Source organism: Radiobacillus sp. PE A8.2 (assembly GCF_045635475.1).
Taxonomy (GTDB): Bacteria; Bacillota; Bacilli; order Bacillales; family Amphibacillaceae; genus JBJGXI01.
Map to the genome: position 1 here is coordinate 39,908 of NZ_JBJGXI010000014.1, position 25,471 is coordinate 65,378.

The 25,471-nt window shown below is 35.9% G+C and carries 20 protein-coding genes and 1 pseudogene; 12 read left to right on the forward strand and 9 right to left on the reverse strand.

Annotated features, from left to right (window positions below; genetic code table 11):
- Window positions 1-285: 285 nt before the first annotated feature.
- The 6 genes from ACI6MV_RS09570 to ACI6MV_RS09595 form a co-directional block, all read right to left on the reverse strand.
- Window positions 286-1,704 (reverse strand): glycoside hydrolase family 32 protein, encoded by a 1,419-nt coding sequence (locus ACI6MV_RS09570; RefSeq protein WP_407270063.1) that lies wholly within the window; start codon window positions 1,702-1,704, stop codon window positions 286-288.
- Between the two features lie 117 nt (window positions 1,705-1,821).
- Window positions 1,822-2,688, reverse strand: a complete 867-nt coding sequence (locus ACI6MV_RS09575) for an ROK family protein (protein ID WP_407270064.1) — start codon at window positions 2,686-2,688, stop codon at window positions 1,822-1,824.
- 70 nt (window positions 2,689-2,758) lie between these two features.
- Window positions 2,759-3,868 (reverse strand): glycoside hydrolase family 172 protein, encoded by a 1,110-nt coding sequence (locus tag ACI6MV_RS09580; RefSeq protein ID WP_407270065.1) that lies wholly within the window; start codon window positions 3,866-3,868, stop codon window positions 2,759-2,761.
- A 19-nt stretch (window positions 3,869-3,887) separates the two neighbouring features.
- Window positions 3,888-4,730, reverse strand: a complete 843-nt coding sequence (locus ACI6MV_RS09585) for a carbohydrate ABC transporter permease (protein WP_407270066.1) — start codon at window positions 4,728-4,730, stop codon at window positions 3,888-3,890.
- Between the two features lie 10 nt (window positions 4,731-4,740).
- Window positions 4,741-5,616, reverse strand: a complete 876-nt coding sequence (locus ACI6MV_RS09590) for a carbohydrate ABC transporter permease (protein WP_407270067.1) — start codon at window positions 5,614-5,616, stop codon at window positions 4,741-4,743.
- Window positions 5,617-5,694: 78 nt separating this feature from the next.
- Window positions 5,695-7,011: an ABC transporter substrate-binding protein gene (locus ACI6MV_RS09595; RefSeq protein ID WP_407270068.1), complete on the reverse strand. Its 1,317-nt coding sequence runs from the start codon at window positions 7,009-7,011 to the stop codon at window positions 5,695-5,697.
- Window positions 7,012-7,322: 311 nt separating this feature from the next.
- Here ACI6MV_RS09595 and ACI6MV_RS09600 point away from each other — a divergent pair, with 311 nt between their 5' ends.
- Both ACI6MV_RS09600 and ACI6MV_RS09605 read left to right on the forward strand, forming a co-directional pair.
- On the forward strand, window positions 7,323-9,023 hold the full coding sequence (locus ACI6MV_RS09600) for a sensor histidine kinase (protein WP_407270069.1): 1,701 nt from the start codon (window positions 7,323-7,325) through the stop codon (window positions 9,021-9,023).
- A gap of 15 nt (window positions 9,024-9,038) precedes the next feature.
- Window positions 9,039-10,622, forward strand: coding sequence for a response regulator (locus ACI6MV_RS09605; protein ID WP_407270070.1), 1,584 nt, complete (start codon window positions 9,039-9,041; stop codon window positions 10,620-10,622).
- 1,068 nt (window positions 10,623-11,690) lie between these two features.
- Here ACI6MV_RS09605 and ade read toward each other — a convergent pair.
- Window positions 11,691-13,493, reverse strand: a pseudogene (gene ade, locus ACI6MV_RS09610) (adenine deaminase).
- 369 nt (window positions 13,494-13,862) lie between these two features.
- Here ade and ACI6MV_RS09615 point away from each other — a divergent pair.
- From ACI6MV_RS09615 to ACI6MV_RS09660, 10 genes are all read left to right on the forward strand, one after another.
- Complete coding sequence (locus ACI6MV_RS09615; protein WP_407270071.1) at window positions 13,863-14,642, forward strand: ABC transporter permease; 780 nt, start codon at window positions 13,863-13,865, stop codon at window positions 14,640-14,642.
- Between the two features lie 36 nt (window positions 14,643-14,678).
- On the forward strand, window positions 14,679-15,785 hold the full coding sequence (locus ACI6MV_RS09620) for an ABC transporter substrate-binding protein (protein WP_407270072.1): 1,107 nt from the start codon (window positions 14,679-14,681) through the stop codon (window positions 15,783-15,785).
- A 21-nt stretch (window positions 15,786-15,806) separates the two neighbouring features.
- Window positions 15,807-16,604 carry an ABC transporter ATP-binding protein gene (locus ACI6MV_RS09625; RefSeq protein WP_407270073.1) on the forward strand — a complete coding sequence of 266 codons (798 nt, stop codon included), beginning with the start codon at window positions 15,807-15,809 and terminating at the stop codon, window positions 16,602-16,604.
- A gap of 47 nt (window positions 16,605-16,651) precedes the next feature.
- Window positions 16,652-17,413: an ABC transporter permease gene (locus ACI6MV_RS09630; protein ID WP_407270074.1), complete on the forward strand. Its 762-nt coding sequence runs from the start codon at window positions 16,652-16,654 to the stop codon at window positions 17,411-17,413.
- Between the two features lie 21 nt (window positions 17,414-17,434).
- Window positions 17,435-18,262, forward strand: a complete 828-nt coding sequence (locus tag ACI6MV_RS09635; protein ID WP_407270075.1) for an enoyl-CoA hydratase/isomerase family protein — start codon at window positions 17,435-17,437, stop codon at window positions 18,260-18,262.
- A gap of 125 nt (window positions 18,263-18,387) precedes the next feature.
- Window positions 18,388-19,218 (forward strand): enoyl-CoA hydratase/isomerase family protein, encoded by an 831-nt coding sequence (locus tag ACI6MV_RS09640; protein ID WP_407270076.1) that lies wholly within the window; start codon window positions 18,388-18,390, stop codon window positions 19,216-19,218.
- 2 nt (window positions 19,219-19,220) lie between these two features.
- The gene (locus ACI6MV_RS09645) at window positions 19,221-20,015 is read left to right on the forward strand and encodes an enoyl-CoA hydratase-related protein (protein ID WP_407270077.1); all 795 of its coding nucleotides are present in this window, start codon (window positions 19,221-19,223) and stop codon (window positions 20,013-20,015) included.
- A gap of 14 nt (window positions 20,016-20,029) precedes the next feature.
- Window positions 20,030-21,145 carry an enoyl-CoA hydratase/isomerase family protein gene (locus ACI6MV_RS09650; RefSeq protein ID WP_407270078.1) on the forward strand — a complete coding sequence of 372 codons (1,116 nt, stop codon included), beginning with the start codon at window positions 20,030-20,032 and terminating at the stop codon, window positions 21,143-21,145.
- Entirely contained in the window at window positions 21,129-23,255 is a 2,127-nt protein-coding gene (locus ACI6MV_RS09655; protein ID WP_407270079.1) for an acetate--CoA ligase family protein, read from the forward strand. The genes ACI6MV_RS09650 and ACI6MV_RS09655 overlap by 17 nt, the downstream gene beginning before the upstream one ends.
- Before the next feature lie 120 nt (window positions 23,256-23,375).
- The gene (locus ACI6MV_RS09660; protein WP_407270080.1) at window positions 23,376-23,843 is read left to right on the forward strand and encodes an ASCH domain-containing protein; all 468 of its coding nucleotides are present in this window, start codon (window positions 23,376-23,378) and stop codon (window positions 23,841-23,843) included.
- A 230-nt stretch (window positions 23,844-24,073) separates the two neighbouring features.
- Here the strand turns inward: ACI6MV_RS09660 and ACI6MV_RS09665 are convergent, their stop codons facing one another.
- On the reverse strand, window positions 24,074-24,898 hold the full coding sequence (locus tag ACI6MV_RS09665; protein WP_407270081.1) for a DnaD domain-containing protein: 825 nt from the start codon (window positions 24,896-24,898) through the stop codon (window positions 24,074-24,076).
- 42 nt (window positions 24,899-24,940) lie between these two features.
- On the reverse strand, window positions 24,941-25,426 hold the full coding sequence (locus ACI6MV_RS09670) for a competence protein ComK (protein WP_407270082.1): 486 nt from the start codon (window positions 25,424-25,426) through the stop codon (window positions 24,941-24,943).
- Between the last annotated feature and the right edge of the window lie 45 nt (window positions 25,427-25,471).

Here is a 25,471-nt window from a genome sequence, read left to right on the forward strand (position 1 = left end):
ATATGTACGATGAAACACTTGAAGTAAGAGTTATAAATTACTATATTTTAAGCGTTTAAGAATTGATACGTTAAATAAGCCGCCTCTTGAGCGCTTTCTTATTAGAGGATAGCTGTGTACTTCACGGTAACCATGAATGAATAATCACTTGTAGTCACCGTGAAGGATAACAGACTATCCACAGACATTTTCGTGTGTGTTATCAGATTTAATTTAAGTGATCTGATAGTTTCATACTGTAACATTTAAACAATTTTAATTCAATAAGGTATTTCAATGCATATTTCATATTATCTTGTACATGGAATTAACTCGTCTAACCTGAAACTCAGTTAATTTAATTGGATAGTCATTTGCTGAAACTGTTAGTGTAAGTTCTTCATCATTTAAAAAGAATAGTTCTGTCATCACAGATTCTCCATCATTAATAAATAACTCCACTGAGTTACGATCAATGATTAGACTTAGCTTATCTAATTTTGAGATTTTCATTTGACCTTTGCTTAGAAAATCAACTGAAAAATCTCTTTCACTATTATTTTCTCGATCTACTATAATGTTATTTTGTTGTGCAGTAATTTTAATGAAATCCTTGCTTCTGTTGGCAAGAGTAAACGTTAAAGCTCCTGCTTTACAATTTTTTATTTTTGTTTTTAATAATAAGGTGCAGTCAGTTAGTGAAAAGTGATAAGGTGATTCATCTGTTAATTCTATGTGATCAACTTCAAAATAAACATCACTTCTTGGTATGGATAAGGGAGTCTGAAGCAAATAATGTGTATTGTTTTGTTTAATTAAGCTTAATTTTCTCGGTAATGTCATTTGCCCTCTAAACGGATAAGTTGGTACTTCATTTGCATATAGCCAATTATTCATCCAACCGATCCACCATTTTTCTTCTGAATTACTCCATGTTACTGCTGCATAAAAATCACGACCGTAATCAGCCCATTTCACGCTATCTTTATCGTCTTCACAGTGAAACACTTCACCATCAAAATGACCTGTAAAGTATTGTACAGCTGAACCGCCGTTAGGACCACCTGGGTTCACACTTACAATTAAGACCCATTTGACCTCTTGTTCTCCTTCAACAAATAATGAAATTAAGTCTGGACATTCCCATACGCCACCATGTGCACCAAATTCCTTACCAAACTGAGAAAGAAAAGTCCAATTTAGCAGGTTAGGTGATCCATAAAATTGAATATGATCACCACACGCTAAAGACATTATCCATTGCCTGGAAGATGCATGCCAAAACACTTTAGGATCTCGAAAATCTGATAATCCTGGATTATCGATTACTGGATTACCTTTATACTTGTTCCAAGTTCTACCTTTATCATTGGAATAAGCAATACTCTGCGTTTCTTTATTGTCACTATGGTGTGTAAAAACTGCTATCATTACAGCACCATCCCCGTTTTGTAAATTACTTGTATTTTCTTCATCCACCACTATACTTCCAGAGAAAATGTATCCTAACTCATCTGGATATAGAGCAATCGGTAGATCTTCCCATTGATAAAGATCTTTACTTATTGCATGCCCCCAATGCATCGGACCCCAGATAGTACTATCCGGGTGATATTGATAAAATAAATGATATTCTCCATCATGATATACTAAACCATTTGGATCATTCATCCACTGTGTATGTGGACTAAAATGAAAACTTGGACGATACTTCTCCGTTTGCATTTTACCAACTCCATTTCTGGAACTTATTATATTAACCCAGCAAGGTACACTCTTGAACAATTATTCATTTGAAATGATAAAACTATAAAGCTACAATTACATATATTTCAATATAGATTAACTGTTTATTGCTAAATATAGCGCTCCTTTTATCCCTGCTTCATCAGTTAGGCCTGGTGAAACGATGTATTGATCAATTTCTTTTCCCGTTAAATAAGGAGAGCTTACATAGCCATTAAGCATTTCGATTACCCGTTTGCGAATAAGCGGTAAAAGTTGTTGCTGATTCATTACCCCCCCACCGATAATAATGCGTTCTGGTGATAGAATGTAAATATAGTTGGTTAACGCCTGCGCTAAATAATATGCTTCGATTTCCCATACTTTTGTATCATTTGCTAGTTCATTTCCCTTTTTACCCCAACGCTTTTCTAAAGAAGGACCTGATGCGATTCCCTCTAAGCAATCTTTGTGATAAGGACATGAGCCCACATACGTATCTTCTGGGTGACGCCTTACTTTAATATGACCCATTTCCGGATGAGACAATCCTTTTAAGGTTTGACCATGAACGTATGCTCCCGCACCAATCCCTGTACCTACTGTCATATAAAAACAAGTGTTTACATCTATCGCATTACCCCATTTTGCTTCAGCCATAGCAGCAACATTAACATCTGTATCAATTTTAATCGGAACATTTAAAGCTATTTTAATAGTTTCTCCTAATGGATAGTCTACCCAATCATTTTTTGGTGTTTTTTGTAATTGTCCGTAAGTATTGCTTTCTTCGTTGATATCAATCGGACCAAATGAACCTAGACCTAATTTTTTAATGCCTTTGTTTTTAAAAAAATTAATTACTTTCGGTATAGTAATTGTTGGATGTTCTGTTGGAATTACTTGCTTGTCTAAAATATCTCCTTTTTCATTGCCTACTGCTAATACAAATTTTGTTCCACCTGCTTCAATGGCACCATACATGAATACAATCATCCTTTCCAATCTATATAAAAGCTGTGCTTATAAAAAGCACAGCCAGTAAATTTAAACATTATCTAGGCCATCTATCTTTCGCCTCTAATAATGGTTCAAAGTGTTGATGAGGTTCTGTCTGATACCAATAAGCAACAGAACATACATCATCTTGTCTTTCAAAAAGTCCATTCTTATAGACTCCAATTTGTTGTACAGTTACTTTTAGCTCTTTTTCAAATCGAATCGGATCTAGAATGTGCCAACGATAAAAGCCTCGCATTGGCGGCACATCATCATTATGATAAGGATTGTGAACCATTTCGTCATGTTTCGAATAATAAGGATAACCTAAATAGGGTGTGTTATACGTATTTTCAACCGTTTTTCCATTCTCTTGAGAAGCGAAACTCCAAGCACCGCCAAAGTAATCTTCCATACCTGTTCCGCAAATAGTAGGATAATCTGTATCACCATCTAGATACATTTTGATTTCTCCTTCACCCCACCAATATCTTTCTAAAGTGGCCAATCCTATATAAGTTCCAATATATTGTCCTTTTCCTTTAATGCCATCGATAATGACATAATCTTCAGCATTATTTGTAATTTTTTGTCGGTTCCATTTTGCGTGAAAATAAGCTGTATTACTTGGTAATTCATCATGGATTGCATAATCAATTTGATAGAACAGAGCAGGGATAGGCCCCTCGTGTTGATTTTCTATGGTGATCTTCGCTTTTTTATGAAAAGGCATAGGAAAATAACTGTTAAATCCTCGTGTTGGATTAACCGCAATTGGTAATGAATTGACGACACAACCTCTCCCAAATCCATTACAGAAAAAATCACCTAATGGCGTTTCAACAGATGGATGATCTTCATCATCCCAATACATTCTTAAGACGAGATCACGAAGTACGAAATAATTTTTTTCTGTTTGATCTGTAACAGTCATCCATATATGTTGAATAACTCCTGGACCATCTATATTACATAAGGTGACCGTTTCACCAGGTTGCACATCTCTCAAACAGGGTGAGCCTTTGCGAGATGGTCCTAAGTGACTAGATGCCTTACCACCTGCTCCTTTTTCTCCTCTAGGATTTTCTGCTGTAATCGCTCTTGATTTTACATTACTTGTTAAAGGTAAAGTAGATAAACTATTCAAAAACATATCGTGAAACATATCTTATCGCTCCTATTTGTTATTGTTTGACGCCGCCTTGCGTAATACCTTCCATAATGTTTTTCTCAAAGAATAGGACAAATAATATGATAGGTAATATAATAAACCAACCCATAGCACTAATCAGATCCCACGGAACCTCGAAGTTACTTTCTCTTGGCACGGTGGTAATTCCAACACTCAACATCTTTATTCTATATGTGAAAAATAATGGAGTGAAAAATTCATTTAAGCTAAGAATAAAATTAATGATTGATACTGTAGCTATCGCTGGCTTCATTAAAGGAAAATAAATTTTAAATAAAATATGGCCAAAATGAGCACCATCTATTTGTGCTGCTTCTTCTAGTGACATTGGAATCTGTTTTACAAAGTTATACAAAATTAACACAGAGAATGGCAGTAATAAACTTGTATACAAAATGATTAAACCTAAATAAGTATCTACTAGATTAAACGATTTCATAAAATCATATAGTGGTCTTGCTGTAATGACAGGTGGTATTAAGGCTGAGAATAATAATAATCTGAACGACCAACTGATGCTATGGAACTTTTCAAATCTTGCAAATGCATATGCTGCTGCTGTACCTAAAATAATAGTTGCAAATAATGATAGACCAGTTACCACCAAAGTATTCCAAGCCATTACTTCAACATCTAAGTCAATAAATAAATCGATATAATTTTGAAATGTAAAATTCTCTGGGAAGTAATTAATTGGTGTCGAAAATAGTTCTCCTCTTGGTGTAATAGAAGAAACAAAAATCCAATACAAAGGAACTAATATAATAAAAGCAACAGATAACGTTAATCCCCACCTAAAGATAAAATGAAATATATGGTTTTTCTTTGTATTCACGATATCCCTCCTAGTACTGTGCCTTTTTAATAAATAATAAATTAATGGCACTAAACGCAATCATGATAAAGAATAACAACAGGGCTAGTGCAGACGCGTATCCTATATTTAAGTTCGTAAAGGCTTCTACTGCAATCCGATAAGCTAATAAACTAGTAGAATCGCCAGGACCACCAGAAGTCATCGCATATACTAAGTCATACATGGTTATTCTCCACATAGTAAAGAAGATACATAGTGTCAATAATGTAGGAATTATCATTGGAAGCGTTATTTTAAAAAACGTTTTAATTTTATTTGCGCCATCAATTTTAGCTGATTCGTATATTTCTTCTGGTATAAATTGTAGTCCAGCTAAAACTAGAATTGCGAAGAAAGGTATATCTTTCCATAAATCTACTAATATAACCGATAATTGAGCAGACCATGGATGAATTAACCAATCAAAATGAAAATCTGGATTGATTCTGCGAATTAAATCATTAATTAAACCATAACTATCATTAAATGCCCATTTAGCTGCAATTCCTGTTACAACCATCGGCATAGCCCACGGTATTAAGGTAATAGTTCTTAAAAACTTTTTTCCTCTAAACTTAACATTTAGTAATAAAGCTAAAAACACACCTAGAATCACATGAAAAATCATCGAAACGACAGTGAATATAATAGTAAAATTAAGAGAAGCTATGATCTTATCATCTTGAAAAATATTAATGAAATTTTGTATCCCTACAAAAGTTGCTTCTCCACCTTTAAACATATTTATTTCAAAAAAGCTATTAATAAAAGTTACAATTAATGGATAAACAATTGTAAAACCTCTTACGATTAAAACGGGTAAAATTAATAGCCATGCGAGTTTCCATTTTGCAGATTTTTTCATAGTTCCTTGCATCTATATCACTCTTTCTTATTTAAAGATTATCGGAAGAAGTATACTTCTTCCGATAAAAGTTATACATTAATTGGTTAATCGATCAATCTCCTCTTGCGCTTGTTCCACTGTCTCATCTAGAGTAATTTCATCCGATATATAATTTTGAAATATACTACCGATACCACTGACGAATTCCATAGACTGTGGTACTAATGGTCTACCTCTTAGCGTACTTTGTTCAATATATTGTTGAACACTTTCCAAACCTGGAGCAGAGAAATCAGGATCATTTAATACATCTAACCTAGCTGGTAAACGACCAGACATCTCATAATAAGCAATTTGTCCTTCAGGGGATGCTAAATACTCCAATACTTTTTTCGAAGCTTCTTTCTTTTCAGATGATGCATTAATAACATGGTGCCAAGAAGCAATATAAGCATCATTGGTTTCAAACGTTGGCATAGGAGCGATATCTAAATGTTCTGGACCATAAGCTCCTGCTTCATCAAAAGTAGGAATAGCCCCTGTATACATAAACAACATGCCATATTTGTTATCAATAAATTTCTGGATCATTGGATCATAAATATCAGCCAATTGACTTAGTGGAGTTACTTCTTCTTCGTGTGCTAAATCATATAAGAATTGAAGTGCTTCCTGTGTTTTAGGATTTTCCCAATCAAAATAATCTCCACCAAACAAGTTAATAAATGTACCTATTTCATTAAATACATAACTTCTTTCCCAGGCACCACCATAACCATAAACATCTTCACCCAAATCAGTAACTGCTCGAGCATATTCCAAAAATTCTTCTTTATTACTAGGTACCTCCATGCCTGCTTCATCTAATAATGCATGGTTAACCCAAAATGCTAATATTTCTAAATAACTTGGTACAGAATAAACACTTCCTTCATAAGTTGGAATATCATTCATATACTGTTCTGCAAAATTCGAAATAACATCTTCAGTCATCACATCATCTTCCAGAGGCTCTAAATAACCGGCTCTCGAGAAGGCTGTCATCAATTCATCATTAATATGCATCATATCAATTTCTGTATCTCCGGATGAAAGAATTGTAGTCATTTTTGCTACCATATCATCCGGGTTAGAAGGGGTGACGACAACATCAATTTCTACACCTGTTGCATCTAAAATTTTCTCTTCTAATTCACCCCAACCTGGTCGTGATGAATCATTTGTCATCCAAGTAATTGTTTCACCTTCTACACTTTCAGAACCACTATTTGAATTTTCTCCACTACTTTCATTATTATTTGAATCTTGCTCACCACTGCTTGAATTATTAACACCAACACAACCTATTAATAATGAGAATAGAAATCCGACAACCATCAACAATAAAAAAGAGCGAAACTTATTTTTTGACAACGTAAAAACCTCCCTTTAATTAAAAGCGCTTTCATACGATGAAGGATCCTTCAATTTGAATTATAAATTGCTTGAAAAGAATAGAAAATGCAAATTTCATAGGATTTGTTTATAAAAATTCTAGGTACACTTAAATTCTTACAAAGAAGATAGTATATTAAGTAATAATAAACCTATAAAGTTGGTGACTACAGGTGTATAAATTCCACGATAAAATAAAATCCTTTTTTTCAAAGTTCAGAAATAAATTGATGATTAATTTCTTAATAATTGCTGTTATTCCCTTAATTATTGTTGGAGGCTTATCGTACGTGCTGGCTTATAACATTGCAAAAGATAAAATTGTAGATTCCGTATCTTACTCAAGCACACAGTTAAATGCATCATTAGCAGAGCGTTTTAACCAAATGAAAAATGCTGCTGATGTTATGGAATACCATATGTATACCCTAATACTACAGCCGGATAGTTCTTTATCTCGTCAGTTGACTACATATAGTAATGTTCGGAATAGCTTATTTAATTTAAGCAGCACTTTTAATTTTGGTAATATTAGCGTCTATTCTGATGAACGTTTTATTTTTAGCAATGAAGGAATTACTTTTTTTTCATTTGACGATTTACAAAATAGAAACCTGTCCTTGACTGAACTTGTACCGAAAGCAAATGAAAATAATTGGGAAGTGATGCAAAATATTAAGGAACCTTTTATTAAATATAATTCTAATGCATCTCAAGATTACATATCGATATTTAAACCATTTCAATTAGCTAATAGTGATCAAATTGAATATGTCTATTTTATTGATATTCCTGTTAATGAAATTGAAAAAGTACTAAAAGAAAGAGAGTTGGAAGACTCTATAAATATTTTTATTACAGATGAACAGGGGGAATCCATAATTGGTGAAGCTAATCATTTGCAAATTTCAACTATAAAAAATGTTTTGAATTCCGTGACATCAGAAGAAACTACTGTAATCGAAATAGAAGATACAACTGTAATTACAATAAAAAATCCTGTTACACAATGGCGTATGATAACAGAAGTGCCTAACAAATATATAAGAAGTAATACAAAAATCTTAATTAGTATTTTATTAACCACACTAATTTTAACTGTCTTGATTGCTATAATTAGCAGTCTATTCATTTCAAATAATTTAAGTAAACGAGTAAATAAAATAGCATCCATATTAGATCATTATAAAAATAAGAAAAATGGAACAGAACTTACTAATGTTCATCTACCTGTTTTGAAAAAAAAACAATTTCATGATGAATTTGACCGTCTTTCACTCGTTTTTAATGAAATGTCTAACAAAATGAACCATGATTTTGAGAAGATATTAGAAATGAAAGCAATAGAAGAAAAGATGCAATTCGAATTACAACAAGCAAAGATAAATCCACATTTTCTGTATAATATTTTAGATTCTATTAAAAGTTGTCAGAGTTCAGGTAATATTCAAGAGGCTAATAAAATGATTACTAGATTGGCAAAGTTTTATCGATTATTATTACGGAAAGAAGAGGAACTAATATTAATTAAAGATGAGCTAGAAATTGTTCAATTATTTATGGAAATTGAGAGTATAAATAAGGAAAACATTTTCACTTGGGATATCAAAACAGATGACATGATTGAAAACTTCTTAATTCCAAAATTTGTTTTGCAACCTATAATTGAGAACGCTATTAAACATGGAATTAGCAACTGTAAAGAAAAGCTATATATCCAGATAAATATCTCTTATGACGATAATTATATTCTAGTTAATATTCAAGATAATGGCGATGGTATTGAACAGCATAATTTAAAAGATTTAAATCAAACCCTTACCTCTAAAACAGTTGACTCTGAAAACTTCTTTGGAATTAGCAACGTGAATTTTCGATTAACTAGATTTTCTAATCATCAGGATCCATTGCAAATTACTAGTCAATTACATGGAGGTACGACTGTAGAAATACGAATTGATCCGATGTTACCGGAAAGTGAAATAGACTAAAAGGGGATTGTACCAATGAAAACGGTCATTATTGTAGATGATAATTTTAAAACAAGTGAAGGGATTTATCAGCAAATCAATTGGGAACAATTAGAAATCAAAGTGATAGATATTTTTACAAATCCCAATGAAGCACTTGAATGTCTACAAAATCAATCAATAGATATGATTATTACTGATATTAATATGCCTTCCATGAATGGTATCGAATTAACAAAAAAAGCTTTAAAATTGCATCCGATGATTAAAGTGATTTTTATTAGTGCTTACGATGAATTTCAATATGCGCAAGAAGCTATAAGATTAGATGTTTGTGATTACATAGAAAAACCTATAGATTTTCCATATTTACATGGCCTATTAGATTCTATGGTTAAAAAGATCGATGAAGAAAAAAGTATCCTTTTTCAAATTAGGGAAAACAAACCGCTTTTAACGGAAAAATTTTTTGTTGATTTAATCGAATCAAATCCGTATTATGCATCCTATCATTTAGCCAATCAAGCTAAATTCTTAGAAATAGATACGGAAAATGAGCAGTATATATGTGTTATTTTTGATATTAAAAATTTGCGGTCATTGATGACAAATCATAAAATAGAACACTGTCATATTACACTAATTCAGTTACGAAATGCTTTTTATCATTCTTTTGAACCTATTGGAACTATTCATTCTTTTCAGCAAGGCGATGACCTGATTTTCATCATAGGAACAGAACAAAATCAATGCAATCAATTAAATCAAGATATTGAGAAATTTTTGCGCTTTTTTCAAACCATCCTTTCCTATAAAATTGGTATAGGTGTCATCGTACAGAATATTTGGGATATTTCTATTTCATATAAAAGAGCAAAACAAGCTTTGGAATATCAATTTATTTATCCAGAATCAATTATCTTTGATGCAAAAGAATTAGATCAACGTCAAAACACACCGATTATTTTCACAAATGAAGAGGAAGAGAGACTAGTTAAATTAATATCGAATAATGAATTACAAGAAATCAAACTATTTATTAATGAATTACAAGCATTTTGGGCCGATCAATCTGTTTCTAAAAATTTCATCAATGCACATCTGTATAAGTTGATCACAAGAATTATTAAATTTTCGCAAGATACGAATATTACTGATAGTGCATTGAATCAACAAGTATCGATATTCTTTGTTAATATAAATGAGATGGATACACTAGACCAAATTACAAAGAGTTTATATCAATTGTGTGAAAAAATGTGTGAAAAGTTCGATCAATCAATCTCTAATAGAACAGAAATTATCTCAGATGAAATTAAATCCTATATTCATAACAATTATATGGATTTCAACTTAAATCTCAATAGTATTGCCGAACAAATTAATCTCAATGCTTCTTACTTAGGGTCTATATTCAAAAGAGCAACTAAGACAAATATTCCAAAATATATAACTAAAATTAGAATGGAGAGAGCCAAAGAATTATTAGAAAACCAACAACTTAAGATAAAAAATATTAGTGAATTGGTAGGCTATTCTAATCAATATTATTTTAGTGCAAGTTTTAAGAAATATTACAGTAAAACCCCGTCGGAATTTCGTGAAGGCTTAAAAAGTTAGTAGGAGATTATCTTAACTAACTTCAGTAGATGCCAGTGCCTGTACTACTCGAATGTAGTACATTTATGTAGTAGATTCGGGTACAGATGAGGATCCTTCGGCTTGGGCGAACGATTGCTGATTTAAGAGGCATTGCACATATAACGTGTGAATATAGATGGTGGTCCCTTTTTCCGCAATGACTGGCTCAAAACTCCGTGCAAGTGGCTCTATTGATCTGCAATAATCAAGGGATCGAGATCATTACGGAATTTACCACTTTACGTCAGTGCATTTGACAATAATTAGTCCTATGGTAGTTCCGCAATCATACCCGATTGCGGAACTTCATAATTATTGAATAATGTGATTGTGCTGCGAAGCAAACGACTATGATATTTAATAATTATCATTTGTTAGTATATCTCTATATCCACAAAAAAAGCATCTTTCCATTCCAAAACACAATGACCGAACCTAAAAGGTTTTGTGTTTGAGTATTGCGGACAGATTGAGCCACTGTATGCGGACGTTTGAGCCAGTTATTGCGGAAGGGAGATCCATTGGCAATGTTTAGCCATAATTAGCGCAGATACTATAGTCCGCCACCACTGACTTAACTTTTGTCCGTGTTGAGAAACAATCGCAGGTCTGCAATAAATAATGCCAATAGGCACACCCGCTCAAGTATGATAACACGGACAATCCGATTCTAAGCATCCGCTGGCGGGGCCCCGTCCCCTTCCAGCAAATGCTAAGAATCGGGCGTTACAGTCAATGGCAAGCAGCTCCGCTGTGGCTCCCAGCTCCGCAAATGGTGGCTCTATTTTCCGCAATCGGGGGCTCAAAACTACGCATAAGGGGCTTAATTCATCCGCAATAATCAGTATGCGTTAAAAAAGGACACTCACGAATCCCGTAATGACAATTTGCTATTTTGAGATTTATGCATGTAGGCTATAACAATAAAAGTAGCACACCAATCACTATGCGACCTGGTGTGCTGCTTCATGATTTTGTTTTTCTCCATAAAAGTTAACTAGTTATCCTAAGTGTTAGACGCTCTCTTCCTCAAAAGTCTTATTCAATCTACACAATTGTTTTTTTCGCAACTTCAGTCTCCACCAGCTGAAACTTGTTGACATCAACAATGCCTTTGTTAGAGATTCGTGCATCAGGAATAACTGTTAATGCAATAAGTGAAAAAGTCATAAAAGGGGCGTTGATGTTACATCCAAGTTTCTTCCAGCCCTCTTCTAGTCTTTTTACTTGATTAACTACCACTTCTAACGGTTGGTCGGACATTAAGCCGGCTATTGGCATTTCAACAAAGCCTAATACTTCCTCGTTCTTGACGACAATCATTCCCCCGCCAGCTTCAGCTAATTTATTTGCTGCAAAGGCCATATCTTTTTCATTGGTACCCATCACAAGTAAATTATGGCTGTCGTGTGCTACTGTAGAGGCCACTGCTCCACCTTTTAGTTGAAAACCATGGGCAAAGCCAAGAGAAATTTGGCCGCTTTGATGATGGCGATCAATACAGGCTAGTCTAATGATGTCATTTTTAAGATCGGTTTGAATAATTTCATTTTCAATCGGTAAATTTATTTGCATTTTCTCTGTTCTTGCACTATTTTCAATAACCTTAATCACATTTACTGTAGTTGAATTATTTACTGACTGAGACTTTAGTAAAAAGTCTTCAGGCAAAATCTCGCGTCCTACTTTTACCGAATTTAAAATATGATGAGGATAGGTAAATGTGGGAGATTCAAAATCATATTTTTTGTTGCGGACAACGATATCGCCATCTGTGATCACAGTTTCTGGTTCCATTTTATATAAATCATCGATGATAAGTAAATCAGCTTTTTTTCCAAGTGCGATACAACCTAGATCATGATCGAGGTTGAAATATTTAGCTACATTACTTGTTGCCATTTGAATTGCATCAATAGGATTAACTCCCTCTTCAATGGCACGGCGAACAACATGATTGATATGCCCTTTCTCGACCAAGGTATTAGGATAAACATCATCCGTAACTAACAAAATATTATCAATTTTCACTTTATCTTCGGTAACAATTTTAATTACCTCTTTTACATCGCACCAGGCAGAACCCTCACGTATCATCACATACATGCCTAAACGCAATTTTTCCAACCCTTGTTCACGTGTCACAGTTTCATGACAAGAGGTAACTCCGGATACAATATAAGCTTGAAGCATTTTATCTGTTCCTTCGGGAAAGTGACCAGTTATAGTTTTCTTTGTTTTTAGCGTAGCTTCAATCTCACCAAGCATTTAAGGATCTCCATTTACTACTCCAGGAAAATTCATTACTTCGCCAAGTCCAATGACATTTTCCCATGTTAAACCTTCCTGAATATCTTCTATTTCTAAAGTGGCACCTGCATCTTCTAGATCGTCTGTTGCTGGAACACAAGAGGGAAAAGTGGTAAATACTTTTAGGGGAAGTTGTTGACCTTCTTCATGCATTAATCGAACTCCTTCCACACCAAATACATTAGCAATTTCGTGTGGATCCATTACAATACTAGTTGTCCCTTTTAATAACGCAACTTTCGAGAATTCCGTAACAGAAAGCATTGTGCTCTCGACATGCATATGGCCATCGATAAAACCTGGTGATATATACTTTCCTTCTGCATCCAGGATTTCTGTTTCGGGACCAATTGTATGTTTTGCATAACCAATGTAAGCTATTCTTCCTTTACTAATTGCTATCTCTTGATCGGGTATTAACTCTCCAGTTAGTACATTTACTATAACACCATTCTTAATCACCAAATCTGCCTTCTTCTCTCCTAAAGCTACTTTTATCAAGTCATTATTTACTTCTTGTAACGTCGTAGAATTTCTCAATTTCTAACCTCATCCTTTTTAATATTTAAATTTTTTTGTAAGAATATCTGACAAAGGAATTTATATTTTTTTTTATACTATAGAAATGTTAGTTCCGTGTCATTGGTGTAAGTAACCAAAATTTTGAGAATCAACTAGTTAAAATAACTATTGGATAATTTATCCAGATTATTGTTTACTATATATCTACTGCTTTTTGATTTGGTGGTTATATAAAGTAGACAATTTAAATCTTGACTTTTGTTTACTTTGTCCATATGATATTTTCAGAATAATTTGTATAATTAAAACAATACATGGGAGGTGTTATATAAATTAACACTTGGTGTGATTATAATTAACTTTTGTAAAAAAAAGGGGGATAGACGAATGAAAACAAAGAAAGTGAAAATAGTTGATATTTCCCTTCATATAGCAACGTTTCTGACGGTTATATTTATTTGGGAAGCTGTTGTGAGGATTTTTGATATTTCGAGTTCTATATTTCCATCAGGAATAGAAACGGTGTTTAGTTTCTTTTCATTCTTCTTTAATTTTGAGAGTATTGAGCATCTTTGGGCAACGTTTAGTGAAACAATGCTCGGTTTCCTGTTAGGAAGTTTGGGTGGTGCCATTCTTGGGATTTTGGTTGCTGAGATAAAGTGGATGAAGAATCATATATTTCCTTATTTAGTCGCACTTAATTCTATCCCTAAGATGGCATTAGCTCCATTATTCATTGTATGGTTTGGCTTTGGGATCTCCTCTAAAGTTGCCATGGTTATGATAAGTACTTTCTTTCCAGTACTTATTAACATGATTGTTGGCATGGATAAAATTGATGCCAACCAAATTAAACTAATGAAAGCTTATTCTGCATCAAAATGGCAAGTTTTCCGGCGTGTAAAACTACCTGGATCATTACCGTATTTATTTTCGGGATTAGAGATTGCGATTATTTTTGGTGTAATTGGAGCTGTCGTTGCAGAGTTTGTAGGAGCAGATAAGGGATTGGGGTTTTTGATGCTGTTTTATAATGCAAGATTTGAAATAGATGATATGTTCGCAATTCTTGGGGTTATTTCCTTAATGGGCTATTTATTGCTTCTTGCAGTTCAAAAAGCATCGAAAAAGATTGTTTTTTGGCAAGGGAACGATAACAAAAAATAGAGGCTTTAAAAAATCTAATAAAAAAGGGGTATGGATATGGGTCTTACAAAGAAAAGGGCTTTAGTTTTAATCTTGGCTCTTATATCAGTATTGGTTTTTTCAGGATGTGCATCAGATGCAGCACAAGGAGCAAATGAGGGTGGGGAAAAAACAAAGGTTACGTTAGCAATTGCAACAAAAGATATTAATATTGGTTATCCTTTTGCTACGTTACCGTTAGCGATGGGTTGGTTTGAAGAGGAAGGATTGGACGTTACGTTAGTTCCTGGTGATTCATCACAAGGTGTTGTTCAGTTATTAGAAAGTGGGAAAGCGGACTTAGGGGTAATGACAACTACTACTGGTGCAATGGCTACGATAAAAGAAGGTATACCAATTAAGTCAGTTTACGGGATTTCGATTCGAAACGGAGATCGCTTCGTTGTTATGGCGGACTCTGGTATAGAAGATGTAAAAGATCTAGAGGGCAAAAAATTAGGGGTTCCAGATCTAGGTTCAGGTCAAGTTGGGTATGCACATGTACGTTTTGATGAAGCTGGTGTTCCGTTAGATTCAGTGGAAGAAATAAGTGTTGGTTATGGTGCACAAGCGTACGAAGCGTTGAAAAAAGGGACGGTTGATGCCTATGTAACATGGGCTTCCGCATTTGCATTAGGGAAAACAAGTGGGTACGATATCAAAGGACTTCCGATGGCTGATTGGCAAAACGATATGTATAACTTCAATTTGTATGCAGCTGATGACTATATTGATGAAAATAGTGAGATTATTGGCAAAATCGGTAGAGCTTTTGCAAAAGCTAGTGTCTTTATAAAAACAAATCCAGAAGCAGCAGTGAAAATCTTTTGGGATCAGTATCCTGAAAGAGCACCAAAAGATTTGGATGATGCGACAGCACTTAATAATGAATTGGAAGTTTTGAAAGCACAAATGGGTGACATGCGTGTTGAAGAATTGCCAGTAGATTACCACTGGGGTTCTCAAGAAGCTAAGGCTTGGGATTTCTTGCAACAGTATCTCTACGATACAAACATGATAGAGGACACAATAGATTCTAGTAAATTATTTGATAATAGTGTACAAGATGAATTCATTAATTTTGATGTAAATGAAATAGTGAAGCAAGCCGAAGAGTGGGAGTAATCGTGATTAGGGGTGAAGAATGTGGCAAATGCATCGGATGTCTTGTTAAAAGACGTTAATAAAATATATGAAACGCGAGAAGGGAAACAACTACACGCGATTAAAGATGTCTCTTTAAATGTAGAAAAAGGACAATTTGTATCCATTGTAGGACCGAGTGGCTGTGGTAAAAGTACACTGCTTAATATTTTGTGTGGATTATTACCATCTACCAGTGGAGAAGTACTTATTGATAATACACCACTTGTGGGGCCAAGAGATGATCTGGGGATTGCTTTTCAGCAGCCCCTCCTCTTACCCTGGTTAAAAATTATTGATAATGTATTGCTTCCGGTTGATGTTCAATCGAAAAAGCGCTCGGATTACATGGAGCGTGCCATGGACTTGTTAGAGTTGGTTGGATTAAAAGGATTTGAGAAAAGGTATCCAAGTGAATTATCCGGTGGGATGCAACAACGCGTTGGAATTGTTAGGTCGTTAGTTCATGATCCATCTTTGCTGTTAATGGATGAACCGTTTAGTGCGCTAGACGCTTTAACTCGAGAGACGATGAGTGTAGAGTTGCAAAGAATTTGGAAGGAAACAGGAAAAACAATTATTTTCATCACTCACTCGATATCTGAAGCGGTATTTTTGAGTGACCGTGTAGCGGTAATGAGCTCTAGGCCGGGGCGAATTTCTAAGATTATTGATGTGAATTTACCAAGACCACGTTCATTGGACATTATGAACTCAGATAAGTTAGGGGTCTATGCTAATCAAATCAGAAAAGAATTTGACCTGGAAGAGAAAAGAGATCTTTCATCAAGAATAAGTTAAATCAAACCTTTGAAGAAAAGAAAGTTGGGAGGGGCCTTTGACACACTATGAAAACATTTAACTATAAGAAATTAGTTATTAATATGGTGATCTTTCTAGTATTTGTAGGAATATGGCAAAGCTATGTAACTATTTCAAACGTTTCGGATACGATTTTTCCATCAGCAAGCAGTGTAGGGCAGTTTCTATACGCTAATATCGTCGATGGGACTTTCTTGAACCATTTTTGGATAACATTTGTTGAAGCGATTTTGGGATTTCTCATTGGAAGTGCAGGTGGTATCCTTCTTGCTGTTTTCGTAGCAGAAATATATTGGGTTAAGCGATTGATTCACCCGTATATTTTAGCAAGCCAAGCTGTGCCGGTTATTGCTTTGGCTCCATTATTTATTATCTGGTTTGGGTTTGGGATTCCTTCAAAAGTAGCGCTAGCTGTTACGATTGTGTTTTTTCCTGTCTTGATCAATACGATTACAGGTTTAGAGAATGCTGATAAGGCACAGATTAAATTACTTAAAGCCTACTCAGCATCAGGTTGGCAAATCTTTTTTAGGGTGAAGCTTCCTAACGCACTTCCATACATTTTTGCAGGGCTAGAAATTGCTATAGTTTTGAGTGTCATTGCTGCAGTAGTATCAGAATTCATGGGTGCAGAAGGTGGCCTTGGCTATTTAATCGTTATTTATAATAACCAACTAAATATGGCTGCTCAATTTTCGGTGTTTGTTCTTTTGGCAGTTATCGGAATAGTGTTTAGTTATCTAATCCAATTATTAACGAAAAAAGTTGTATTTTGGCATGAAAATTAATAGAAGGAAGTGTTATAAAATATGAGTTTTGAATTTATTAAAGTAGCAAAAGAATCAGGTATTGGTTTTGTTACGTTAAATCGCCCCGAGAAATTAAATGCAATGCCTGAACCGATGTGGCTAGAGTTGGCGGATGCTGTAAATGATTGTAGTTCAGATGAGGCTATCAAAGTTATTGTATTAAAAGCTGCCGGAAAATCATTTTCAGCAGGGTTTGATATATCAGGTGACCCCTACGAAAACGTTCAAAGATGGTATGAGCATGCCAAGATTGGTAACACAGCGCCTTATGCAATTTGGAATAGCCCTAAACCAGTGATCGCTCAAGTTCAGGGGCATTGCTTGGGCGGAGCTAATTCGTTAGCGATGAGTTGTGATTTAATTGTGGCTTCCGCTGAGGCTAAATTTGGTGAACCAGAAGTCAGGTTTGGTACGTTTAGCCCATTCTTTATTTTGCCTTGGATGGTCAATGCGAAAAAAGCGAAGGAGCTTCTATTAACGGGGGACCTGATTTCTGCAGAAGAGGCGAAAGAAATTGGTATTGTTAATAAAGTTGTCAAAGCTGAAGATTTAGAAATGGAAACAAGGTATTTAGCAGAAAAAATTAAGCGAAACGACAATATTACCAATGAATCTATCAAACAATTAACCAACCGTATTTACGAAATTCAAGGTTTCTTGAACTCAATGAAAGTTGGCGAGGAGCAGTTCGCAATGGTAGCAGCCTCTGAAAAACCGCTTGCGGAAGCGTTTATTGGATTAGTTGGTGAAAAAGGGTTTAAGAAAGCGCAAGAAATAAGAATGTCTGAAATAGAAAGTAATGTCGAAAAAACAGTTATAAATAGCTAAATAATTAGCGGAGGATGTTCTAAGAAGAAGGATCAACCCCCTAGTCTTTTATTACCAGCCAGGTTGCAAAAGGGAGAACAACTGTAGGGCATCCTCTTATACAAAATAAGGTAGGTGTTGTGAATATGGATACGATTTTGACCCAAGCTGATAATGGCATTGGCTATATTACGCTTAATCGTCCAGATAAATTAAATTATTTGTCGGATGAGATGTTTATTGCCTTAAAACAAACGATTGAATCTTGGGATAATCGTGATGATGTTCAGGTGATTATTTTAAGAGGGAATGGAAAGGCATTTTCATCAGGTTTTGATGTTTCATCTGATCCTCCTACATCTGTTAAGGAGTGGCTGGACCAAGCAATACTAGAAAATCAAGCACCCTATTCTTTTTGGGGTAGTGAAAAACCAATCATTGCGCAGGTGCACGGATATTGTTTAGGTGGGGCAAATTCCTTAGTCTTGAGTTGCGACATGATTATTGCTGCTGAAGACGCGACGTTTGGTGAACCAGAAGTGCGGTTCGGGAGTATTAGTCCGTTTTTTATGTTGCCTTGGATGACACATAGTAAACAAGCAAAAGAGCTCCTTCTTACTGGTGACCGAATTTCGGCAGTGGAAGCAAAGGGCTTAGGGTTGATTAATAAGGTAGTGAAACGGGAGGATTTAGAAAAAGAAACAGTTTATTTAGCTGAAAAAATTAAAAAAAATGATCAAATAACAAATGGTACGATTAAGTATTTAACGAACCAAATGTATGACATAAGAGGATTTAAAGAATCAATGCATACGGCTGAAGAAAAGTTTGCGATGTTAATGGATTCTGATCGACCTGAAGCGAATCAGTTTATGAAAACAATAACGGAAAAAGGTTTCCGAGAAGCGCAGCGCTTAAGAAAGTTGGAAATTACAGAAGGTGTAGAAAAATCATTGTTAGTGCAAGGGAGAGAGTAGTCGTGACCATTAAACAATTTGACAAAATAAAAATTGAAGTAAGAAATAGTGTCGCATACTTGGAAATAAGTAATCCAAAAGCAAATACGTTAAGCACGAAAACATTAGCTGATTTATCTGATGTTATGGATAACTTAAAATATTCTTCCGATGTTAAGGCGATTGTTGTTACAGGCGAAGGGAAGTTTTTTGCGGCTGGAGCGGACATACAAGAATTCACGGATGCTTTTGGCGATGAGATTAAAGGAAGAGAAATGGCGGTAAATGCAAACATTCTATTTAACAAAATTGAGAAGTTTGACAAGCCAGTGATTGCTGCAGTAAATGGACCTTGTTTGGGTGGAGGTCTAGAGCTTGCGATGGCTTGTCACATGCAAATCGCTTCTGATGACGCATTGTTTGGAATGCCTGAATTAAAACTAGGGCTAATTCCAGGTTATGGGGGAACGCAAAGGCTACCCGGATTAATTGGGAAAGCAAAAGCAACCGAACTAATCCTTACTAGCAAGTTTATTAAGGGACAAGAGGCAGAAAAAATTGGCTTGGTGAATCAATCTGTGCCAGCAGAGGAATTGTTAAGTACAGTAACGTCTATTGCTGAATCCGTTGCTAACTACAAAAGTCCATTGGCGGTTTCAGCAGCTTTAACCGCTATTAATAACGGGGTTGATTCAAATTTTGAAGAAGGTCTCCGATTTGAAACGGAAGAATGGTCTAAATTATTTAGTACGAAAGATATGGAAGAAGGCGTTACTGCATTTATTGAAAAAAGAGATCCAATCTTTACGGGGGAGTAAAGGTCTTAGAAAGAATGGTGGATATGGTTATAGGGAAAAGTGTGTTATTTGAGTTGAGCGGTCAAGTTGGATGGATAAAACTAAATCGTCCGAAAGCATTAAATTCATTAGATTACGAGATGGTAATAGCTATCTACCAAAAATTAAACGAGTGGAAAGAAAGCCCAGAAGTAAAAGTGATAGGGATTGAAGGAGAAGGAGAAAAGGCATTTTGTGCAGGTGGTGATATGGTTGCCTTCTATAACAGGCGGTATAGCACAGATGACTATCCACTTCAATTTTTTCAGACGGAATATCAAATGGATCTCCTTATCCATAACTACCCTAAGCCTGTAGTGGCATTGGTGGATGGCTATGTCATGGGTGGTGGTGTTGGAATAGCTGCTGGTGCGAGCCATCGCATAGTAACCGAAAAAACGAAGTGGTCCATGCCAGAGATGAATATCGGTTTCTTCCCTGATGTTGGAGCGAGTTATTTTCTAAATCAAATGCCTGGTTACATAGGGCGGTATTTAGCGTTAACATCTCAATTAATCAAAGGGAACGATCTTATTTATGTTGGGGCTGCTGATTATTATGTGACTACAGCAAGCCTAGCTGAGTTAAAGGCAGCACTTAGTAGCACTGAGTATGATGATCAAGCGGTAAATGAAGAAGTTAATAGATTAATAGAAAAGTTCAGTAAACAAGCGGTTCAGGGTTCACAAATAATGATAGATGAACTAGAAATCAATCAACATTTCTGTTTTGATTCACTCGAACAAATCATGGATTCGTTAAAAAATAAAGCGTTAGCTAATTCTAGCTGGGAAAAAGAAACGCTATTAACCCTTCAGAAAAAGCCGCCTACATCGTTAAAGGTAGCATTGAAACAAAATTTGGAAGGGGAAGGCAAAACGATTTTCGACTGTTTGAAAATGGAGTTGGAATTAAGTCTTAACTTTATGGAACATGCTGATTTTTATGAAGGTGTCCGGGCTGTATTAGTAGATAAAGACCATGCTCCAATGTGGAACCCGTCCCAATTACAAGAAGTTAGTGATAGAGACGTTGCTAAATTTTTTGAGTACAACTGGAGTAATGGAAATCCATTAAAGGAAGAAGTGATAACGTATGGAAATCACCAATAATATGGAGTATTTAATGTCACCAAAAACAATTGCGATTATCGGGTGTTCTGAACATAACATTGGTGGAGTTACTTTAAAGAATTTACAGGAAACTGGGTTTAAAGGGGCTATCTATCCAGTCCACCCGAAAGGTAAACCAGTTTTTGGAATTGACTGTTATACATCCATTGAAGACATACCGGAAGTTGAGTGTGCCGTAATTGGATTAAGAAATTCATTAGTAATCGATACGATAAAGCAACTGAGTGAAAAAAATGTAAAGGCTGCAGTAATTCTAGCAAGTGGGTTTGCTGAAGTACCGGGTGACGAGGGGAAACACATTCAACAAAAGTTAAAAAAAGTAATCAAAGATAGCAATATGGCTGTTTGTGGTCCGAACTGCTTAGGGTTAATTAATTTAAACGATCGAGTATCGATGTTCAGTGCTGCCCTCGATGGAGAGCTTGCCGATGGCGGTGTTGGGGTAGTTTCCCATAGTGGATCGGCTTGTATTGCGATGATGAGTACGGGAAGAGGAATTGGGTTCAGTCACATGATTTCAACTGGGAATGAGGTGGGTGTCTCATCTGTCGATTATTTCCGTTTCTTAGTCGAGGATGAAAAAACAAAAGTAATTGTTGGCATTCTTGAAGGAATCAATGATCCAAATGGCTTGAGTGAAGTGGCCAAATTAGCAAGGGAAAAACAAAAACCGATAATTATTTTGAAGGTAGGTAAGTCTGAAAAGGGTTCATTAGCTGCTGCTTCTCACACAGGGTCTATTGTGGGGTCGTCTGATTTACACCAATCCTTCTTTAAACAAAATGGAATTATTGAAGCGGAAAGTTATAACGAGGTCATTGAGATTGCGGAGGTTATGTTAAGGTATCACAATGACTTACCCAAGGGTAATGGTATGGGATTAGTGGCTATATCTGGTGGGCAGTTAGCGTTGTCTTGTGATATAGCAGAATCGATTGGGCTTAACATCCCACAAATTAATGAAGAAACGCAACAAGAGCTTGCGAAATATTTACCTGACTTTGCTAATACTGTCAACCCATTGGATGTGACGAGTACTGGCTTATTTGATTTAGAAGCATACAAACAATGCTTGCTTGCTTTATCGAAAGATCCTGCAATTGATATTATTGCTGTTTGCCAAGATGCAACTGCTGGTCTTAACCACTCCGAAAGTGTCATTTATCAAAATGTGGCAAAGGCAATTTCAGAAGTGGCTAACGCTTTACCTGTTCCTATAGTAGTATTTACGCATATTTCAGGTGGTTTAGACACTGGTATTTATAACGTATTAGATGCGGTGGATGTACCTTTACTCCAAGGTGCCAATGAAAGTATGGTGGCGATTCAAAAGTTGATAAATTATGCAGCCTATCAACCGACAACTACGAGTGTCGAGGCTGTTAATCAAGAAGTAGAGGTGCCAGATCGAGAAAGTTTAAGTGAAAGTGAAAGTAAGAAATTACTTAGTTCTTTTGGCATACGAACTACAAGGGAGATCACTGTCAGAAATGTGGAAGAAGCGGATGCGTTTGCGGACAGCGTTGGATATCCATTAGTAGCTAAAATTGATTCACCGGACATCCTGCATAAAACGGAGTCTGGTGCGATTCGATTGGGTATTCAAAATAGTGAAGAGTTAAAAGAAGCATTTTTTGAAGTGTATGAAAACGCTAAAAATTATAATCCAAACGCGCAGCTTAATGGCGTCAACATTCAGGAAATGGTTCAAGGTGGCTTAGAATTCATTATTGGTGTAAGAAATGATGAAGTTTATGGAACGTATATGGTTGTCGGGCTTGGTGGAGTCTTCGTCGAATTGTTTAAAGATGTAAGTCTGCGCATTCTACCAATATCTAAATCGGATGCATATGATATGATCAATGATTTACAAAGTAAAGAATTACTAGCAGGCTATCGAAATGGAACAACTTATGATGTAGAAGCTTTGACTGAAGCAATCGTTCATTTGTCAGCGATGGCTGCACAAACTAAAGGTCAACTAAGTGAAATCGAGATTAATCCGTTGCTGGTTTTGGAAAAAGGTAAGGGTGTAGTAGCGCTAGATGCTCTTATTACAACGAATAAAAAATTGGTGCAGTCTGTATAGTAGACTGAACTTAAACTTATACCCTTTTTTGTAATTTAATAGACTGGAGAAGCCTGTTATCAGTGTAGGCTGGTTAAATCCTTCTTCAAAAATAAAAACTTAAAAGAGGGGATAGAAAATATGTCGGAAACAATGGCGGTAACAAATTTTTGGAATGAATTTCAGTTGAAATACCATCCAACTACAGCCAATTATAGTATAAGAGCCTTTGTTGATTTTTCTTCTAAGCTTGCGACAGAATTAGCAGAACTAGCGGTTGCAGGAACCAAAACTGCAACCGCTAATAGCTATGATTTTTATCAATTTCATCAAAAGCCTTTACCTGTCGTAGGTAACTATGACATTGTGTTGGATGGCAAAGGCAACCCAAGAGGTATTATTGAAATTACTGCAGTTGACATTATTCCCTTTGGTGAAGTGACAGAGGAATTTGCTTACTTAGAAGGGGAAGGTGATAGAACCCTTAGATTCTGGCGCGAATTACACGAATCTTTTTTTAAATCACAAATGAAAGAGATTGGAAAAGGTTTTGATTATGATTTACCTGTTATATGTGAACAGTTTAGATTGGTATATAGTCGAGGTTAAAGTATTGGTATCTGTCACTTTCTGGATTTTGGCACATTATATCTTAATAAATCTGTTTAGGATATGCTTCAAGAGTTGAGGTTTTGCACTTTTTTTACCCGTTTATGTTTGGTAAGTTCAAGACATGATAAAGTCTAATTTCCTTCATGTTGTTCACACGTAAGGTGTGCTTATGAAAGGATTATCTATATTTGATGATTTTAAAAGTGTTCACTGTGACTTATAACGAATCACTGCACGATACGTGACTGATATTTCAACATCACCTCATTAATATCCGGCAACGCTGCTGATATTGCTGGGGTACTACTGGTTACGGATTGACCCCGTTTTTCAAACCAGCCTGGAACGACGTCTTTTTTACCAGTCCAAGCTGCCTTTTTCTGTTTCTTTTGCGACTTAGACTGCGTTCGAAAGGCAATTCGCTCTTGTCTAGCTGCCTCCACAGTCGTAATTCCTTGTTGTAGCCACATTTCCAAGATGTACTTCACATATCCCCAGTGTTCCTTGCCTTGATCCAACGCCCTTTTCATCGCTTCAATGACCATATCATCACCAAGCTTCGCTATCCAATTCGATAACTCGTTTTGCATGTAAGCACGGATTTCACCATAATTGTCACGATAAAACGCGTGGGCGTCTGTTGTTGTTATCTTTTTTTCTTTTTCTATCTCTTTTTCTTTAATTAATGGGTCCGGTTTGTGGTCCAAGTTGCCGTCTACTTTATAGTCCGTGTTGAGGTCAGTATTGTCATCCGCGCTGTGGTCCATCATTGCATACAGGCTGATCATCTGATAGATGGGTGCTTGTCTGCCACGTTGGGATTCGAAGGTAATGTACCCTTTTTCTACTAGTTCCGTTCGTGCGCGTTTGAATGTGCTTTCCGTCAGATTCGCTTTATAGCAAAGCACGGATTGCGCGACGGTGAATGTTTCTTGCCAACACGTTTTATTGTTCATATGCATGAGCGCGTGCCATAAATTGCTGGCAGGTAGCGAAAGTGGATTGATTTCGATTTGGTGGTAAAAGGCGTTGATTTCTTTAATATAGTTCATTTGGGTACTTCCTTTCTAGTATCGGGGATTTTTTTCGTAGGCCTAACCGTTTTTAACAGCAGAAGAGAAATGATAAATACACGTCGCAGTGCGGTGCATTTGTTTTTCGAGTAGATAATAGGATTCCTTCATATCAAGAAGTTGATCAGATTGGAAAACAATCGAAGCTTGATAATTGGAGTTCGGCAGCGGACGAATCACGTGGATGCGGCTAACGTGGGTGTAGAAAATCCAAGTGCAGTCAAACTGATTTGGCGACTGTGTCGGAAACGCATAAATGCCGGAACTAACACTAATCGGAATCGGAACTTTCTTTTTTGAACCAAGCAAATGCATAACCGCAGCTCGCCGTCCATCATAGCTAGCGCCATACTGCAAGCACGCTTGTTTGATTAGCTGCAGGGGTGTTTTTTTGATAAACAGGGTTCGGTCTCTTTCATAGATGATGGTGTCGTAGTTGATGTCGCGGGCTGGTAGTATGGCCATGGTGGATGGGTTGATCATGTAGTTGGGGCGGATTTCGGGCATGTGGTGGGACAACTCCTTTGTTTGGGGGTGGTGGTGAGAAATACT

What these genes read in the sequence shown, in the direction of transcription:
- ACI6MV_RS09570 (WP_407270063.1), bottom strand. Translation starts at nt 1,704, where the DNA reads ATGCAAACGGAGAAGTATCGTCCAAGTTTTCATTTTAGTCCACATACA.
- ACI6MV_RS09575 (WP_407270064.1), bottom strand. Translation starts at nt 2,688, where the DNA reads ATGTATGGTGCCATTGAAGCAGGTGGAACAAAATTTGTATTAGCAGTA.
- ACI6MV_RS09580 (WP_407270065.1), bottom strand. Translation starts at nt 3,868, where the DNA reads ATGTTTCACGATATGTTTTTGAATAGTTTATCTACTTTACCTTTAACA.
- ACI6MV_RS09590 (WP_407270067.1), bottom strand. Translation starts at nt 5,616, where the DNA reads ATGAAAAAATCTGCAAAATGGAAACTCGCATGGCTATTAATTTTACCC.
- ACI6MV_RS09605 (WP_407270070.1), top strand. Translation starts at nt 9,039, where the DNA reads ATGAAAACGGTCATTATTGTAGATGATAATTTTAAAACAAGTGAAGGG.
- ACI6MV_RS09615 (WP_407270071.1), top strand. Translation starts at nt 13,863, where the DNA reads ATGAAAACAAAGAAAGTGAAAATAGTTGATATTTCCCTTCATATAGCA.
- ACI6MV_RS09620 (WP_407270072.1), top strand. Translation starts at nt 14,679, where the DNA reads ATGGGTCTTACAAAGAAAAGGGCTTTAGTTTTAATCTTGGCTCTTATA.
- ACI6MV_RS09630 (WP_407270074.1), top strand. Translation starts at nt 16,652, where the DNA reads ATGAAAACATTTAACTATAAGAAATTAGTTATTAATATGGTGATCTTT.
- ACI6MV_RS09635 (WP_407270075.1), top strand. Translation starts at nt 17,435, where the DNA reads ATGAGTTTTGAATTTATTAAAGTAGCAAAAGAATCAGGTATTGGTTTT.
- ACI6MV_RS09640 (WP_407270076.1), top strand. Translation starts at nt 18,388, where the DNA reads ATGGATACGATTTTGACCCAAGCTGATAATGGCATTGGCTATATTACG.
- ACI6MV_RS09650 (WP_407270078.1), top strand. Translation starts at nt 20,030, where the DNA reads ATGGTGGATATGGTTATAGGGAAAAGTGTGTTATTTGAGTTGAGCGGT.
- ACI6MV_RS09655 (WP_407270079.1), top strand. Translation starts at nt 21,129, where the DNA reads ATGGAAATCACCAATAATATGGAGTATTTAATGTCACCAAAAACAATT.
- ACI6MV_RS09660 (WP_407270080.1), top strand. Translation starts at nt 23,376, where the DNA reads ATGTCGGAAACAATGGCGGTAACAAATTTTTGGAATGAATTTCAGTTG.
- ACI6MV_RS09665 (WP_407270081.1), bottom strand. Translation starts at nt 24,898, where the DNA reads ATGAACTATATTAAAGAAATCAACGCCTTTTACCACCAAATCGAAATC.
- ACI6MV_RS09670 (WP_407270082.1), bottom strand. Translation starts at nt 25,426, where the DNA reads ATGCCCGAAATCCGCCCCAACTACATGATCAACCCATCCACCATGGCC.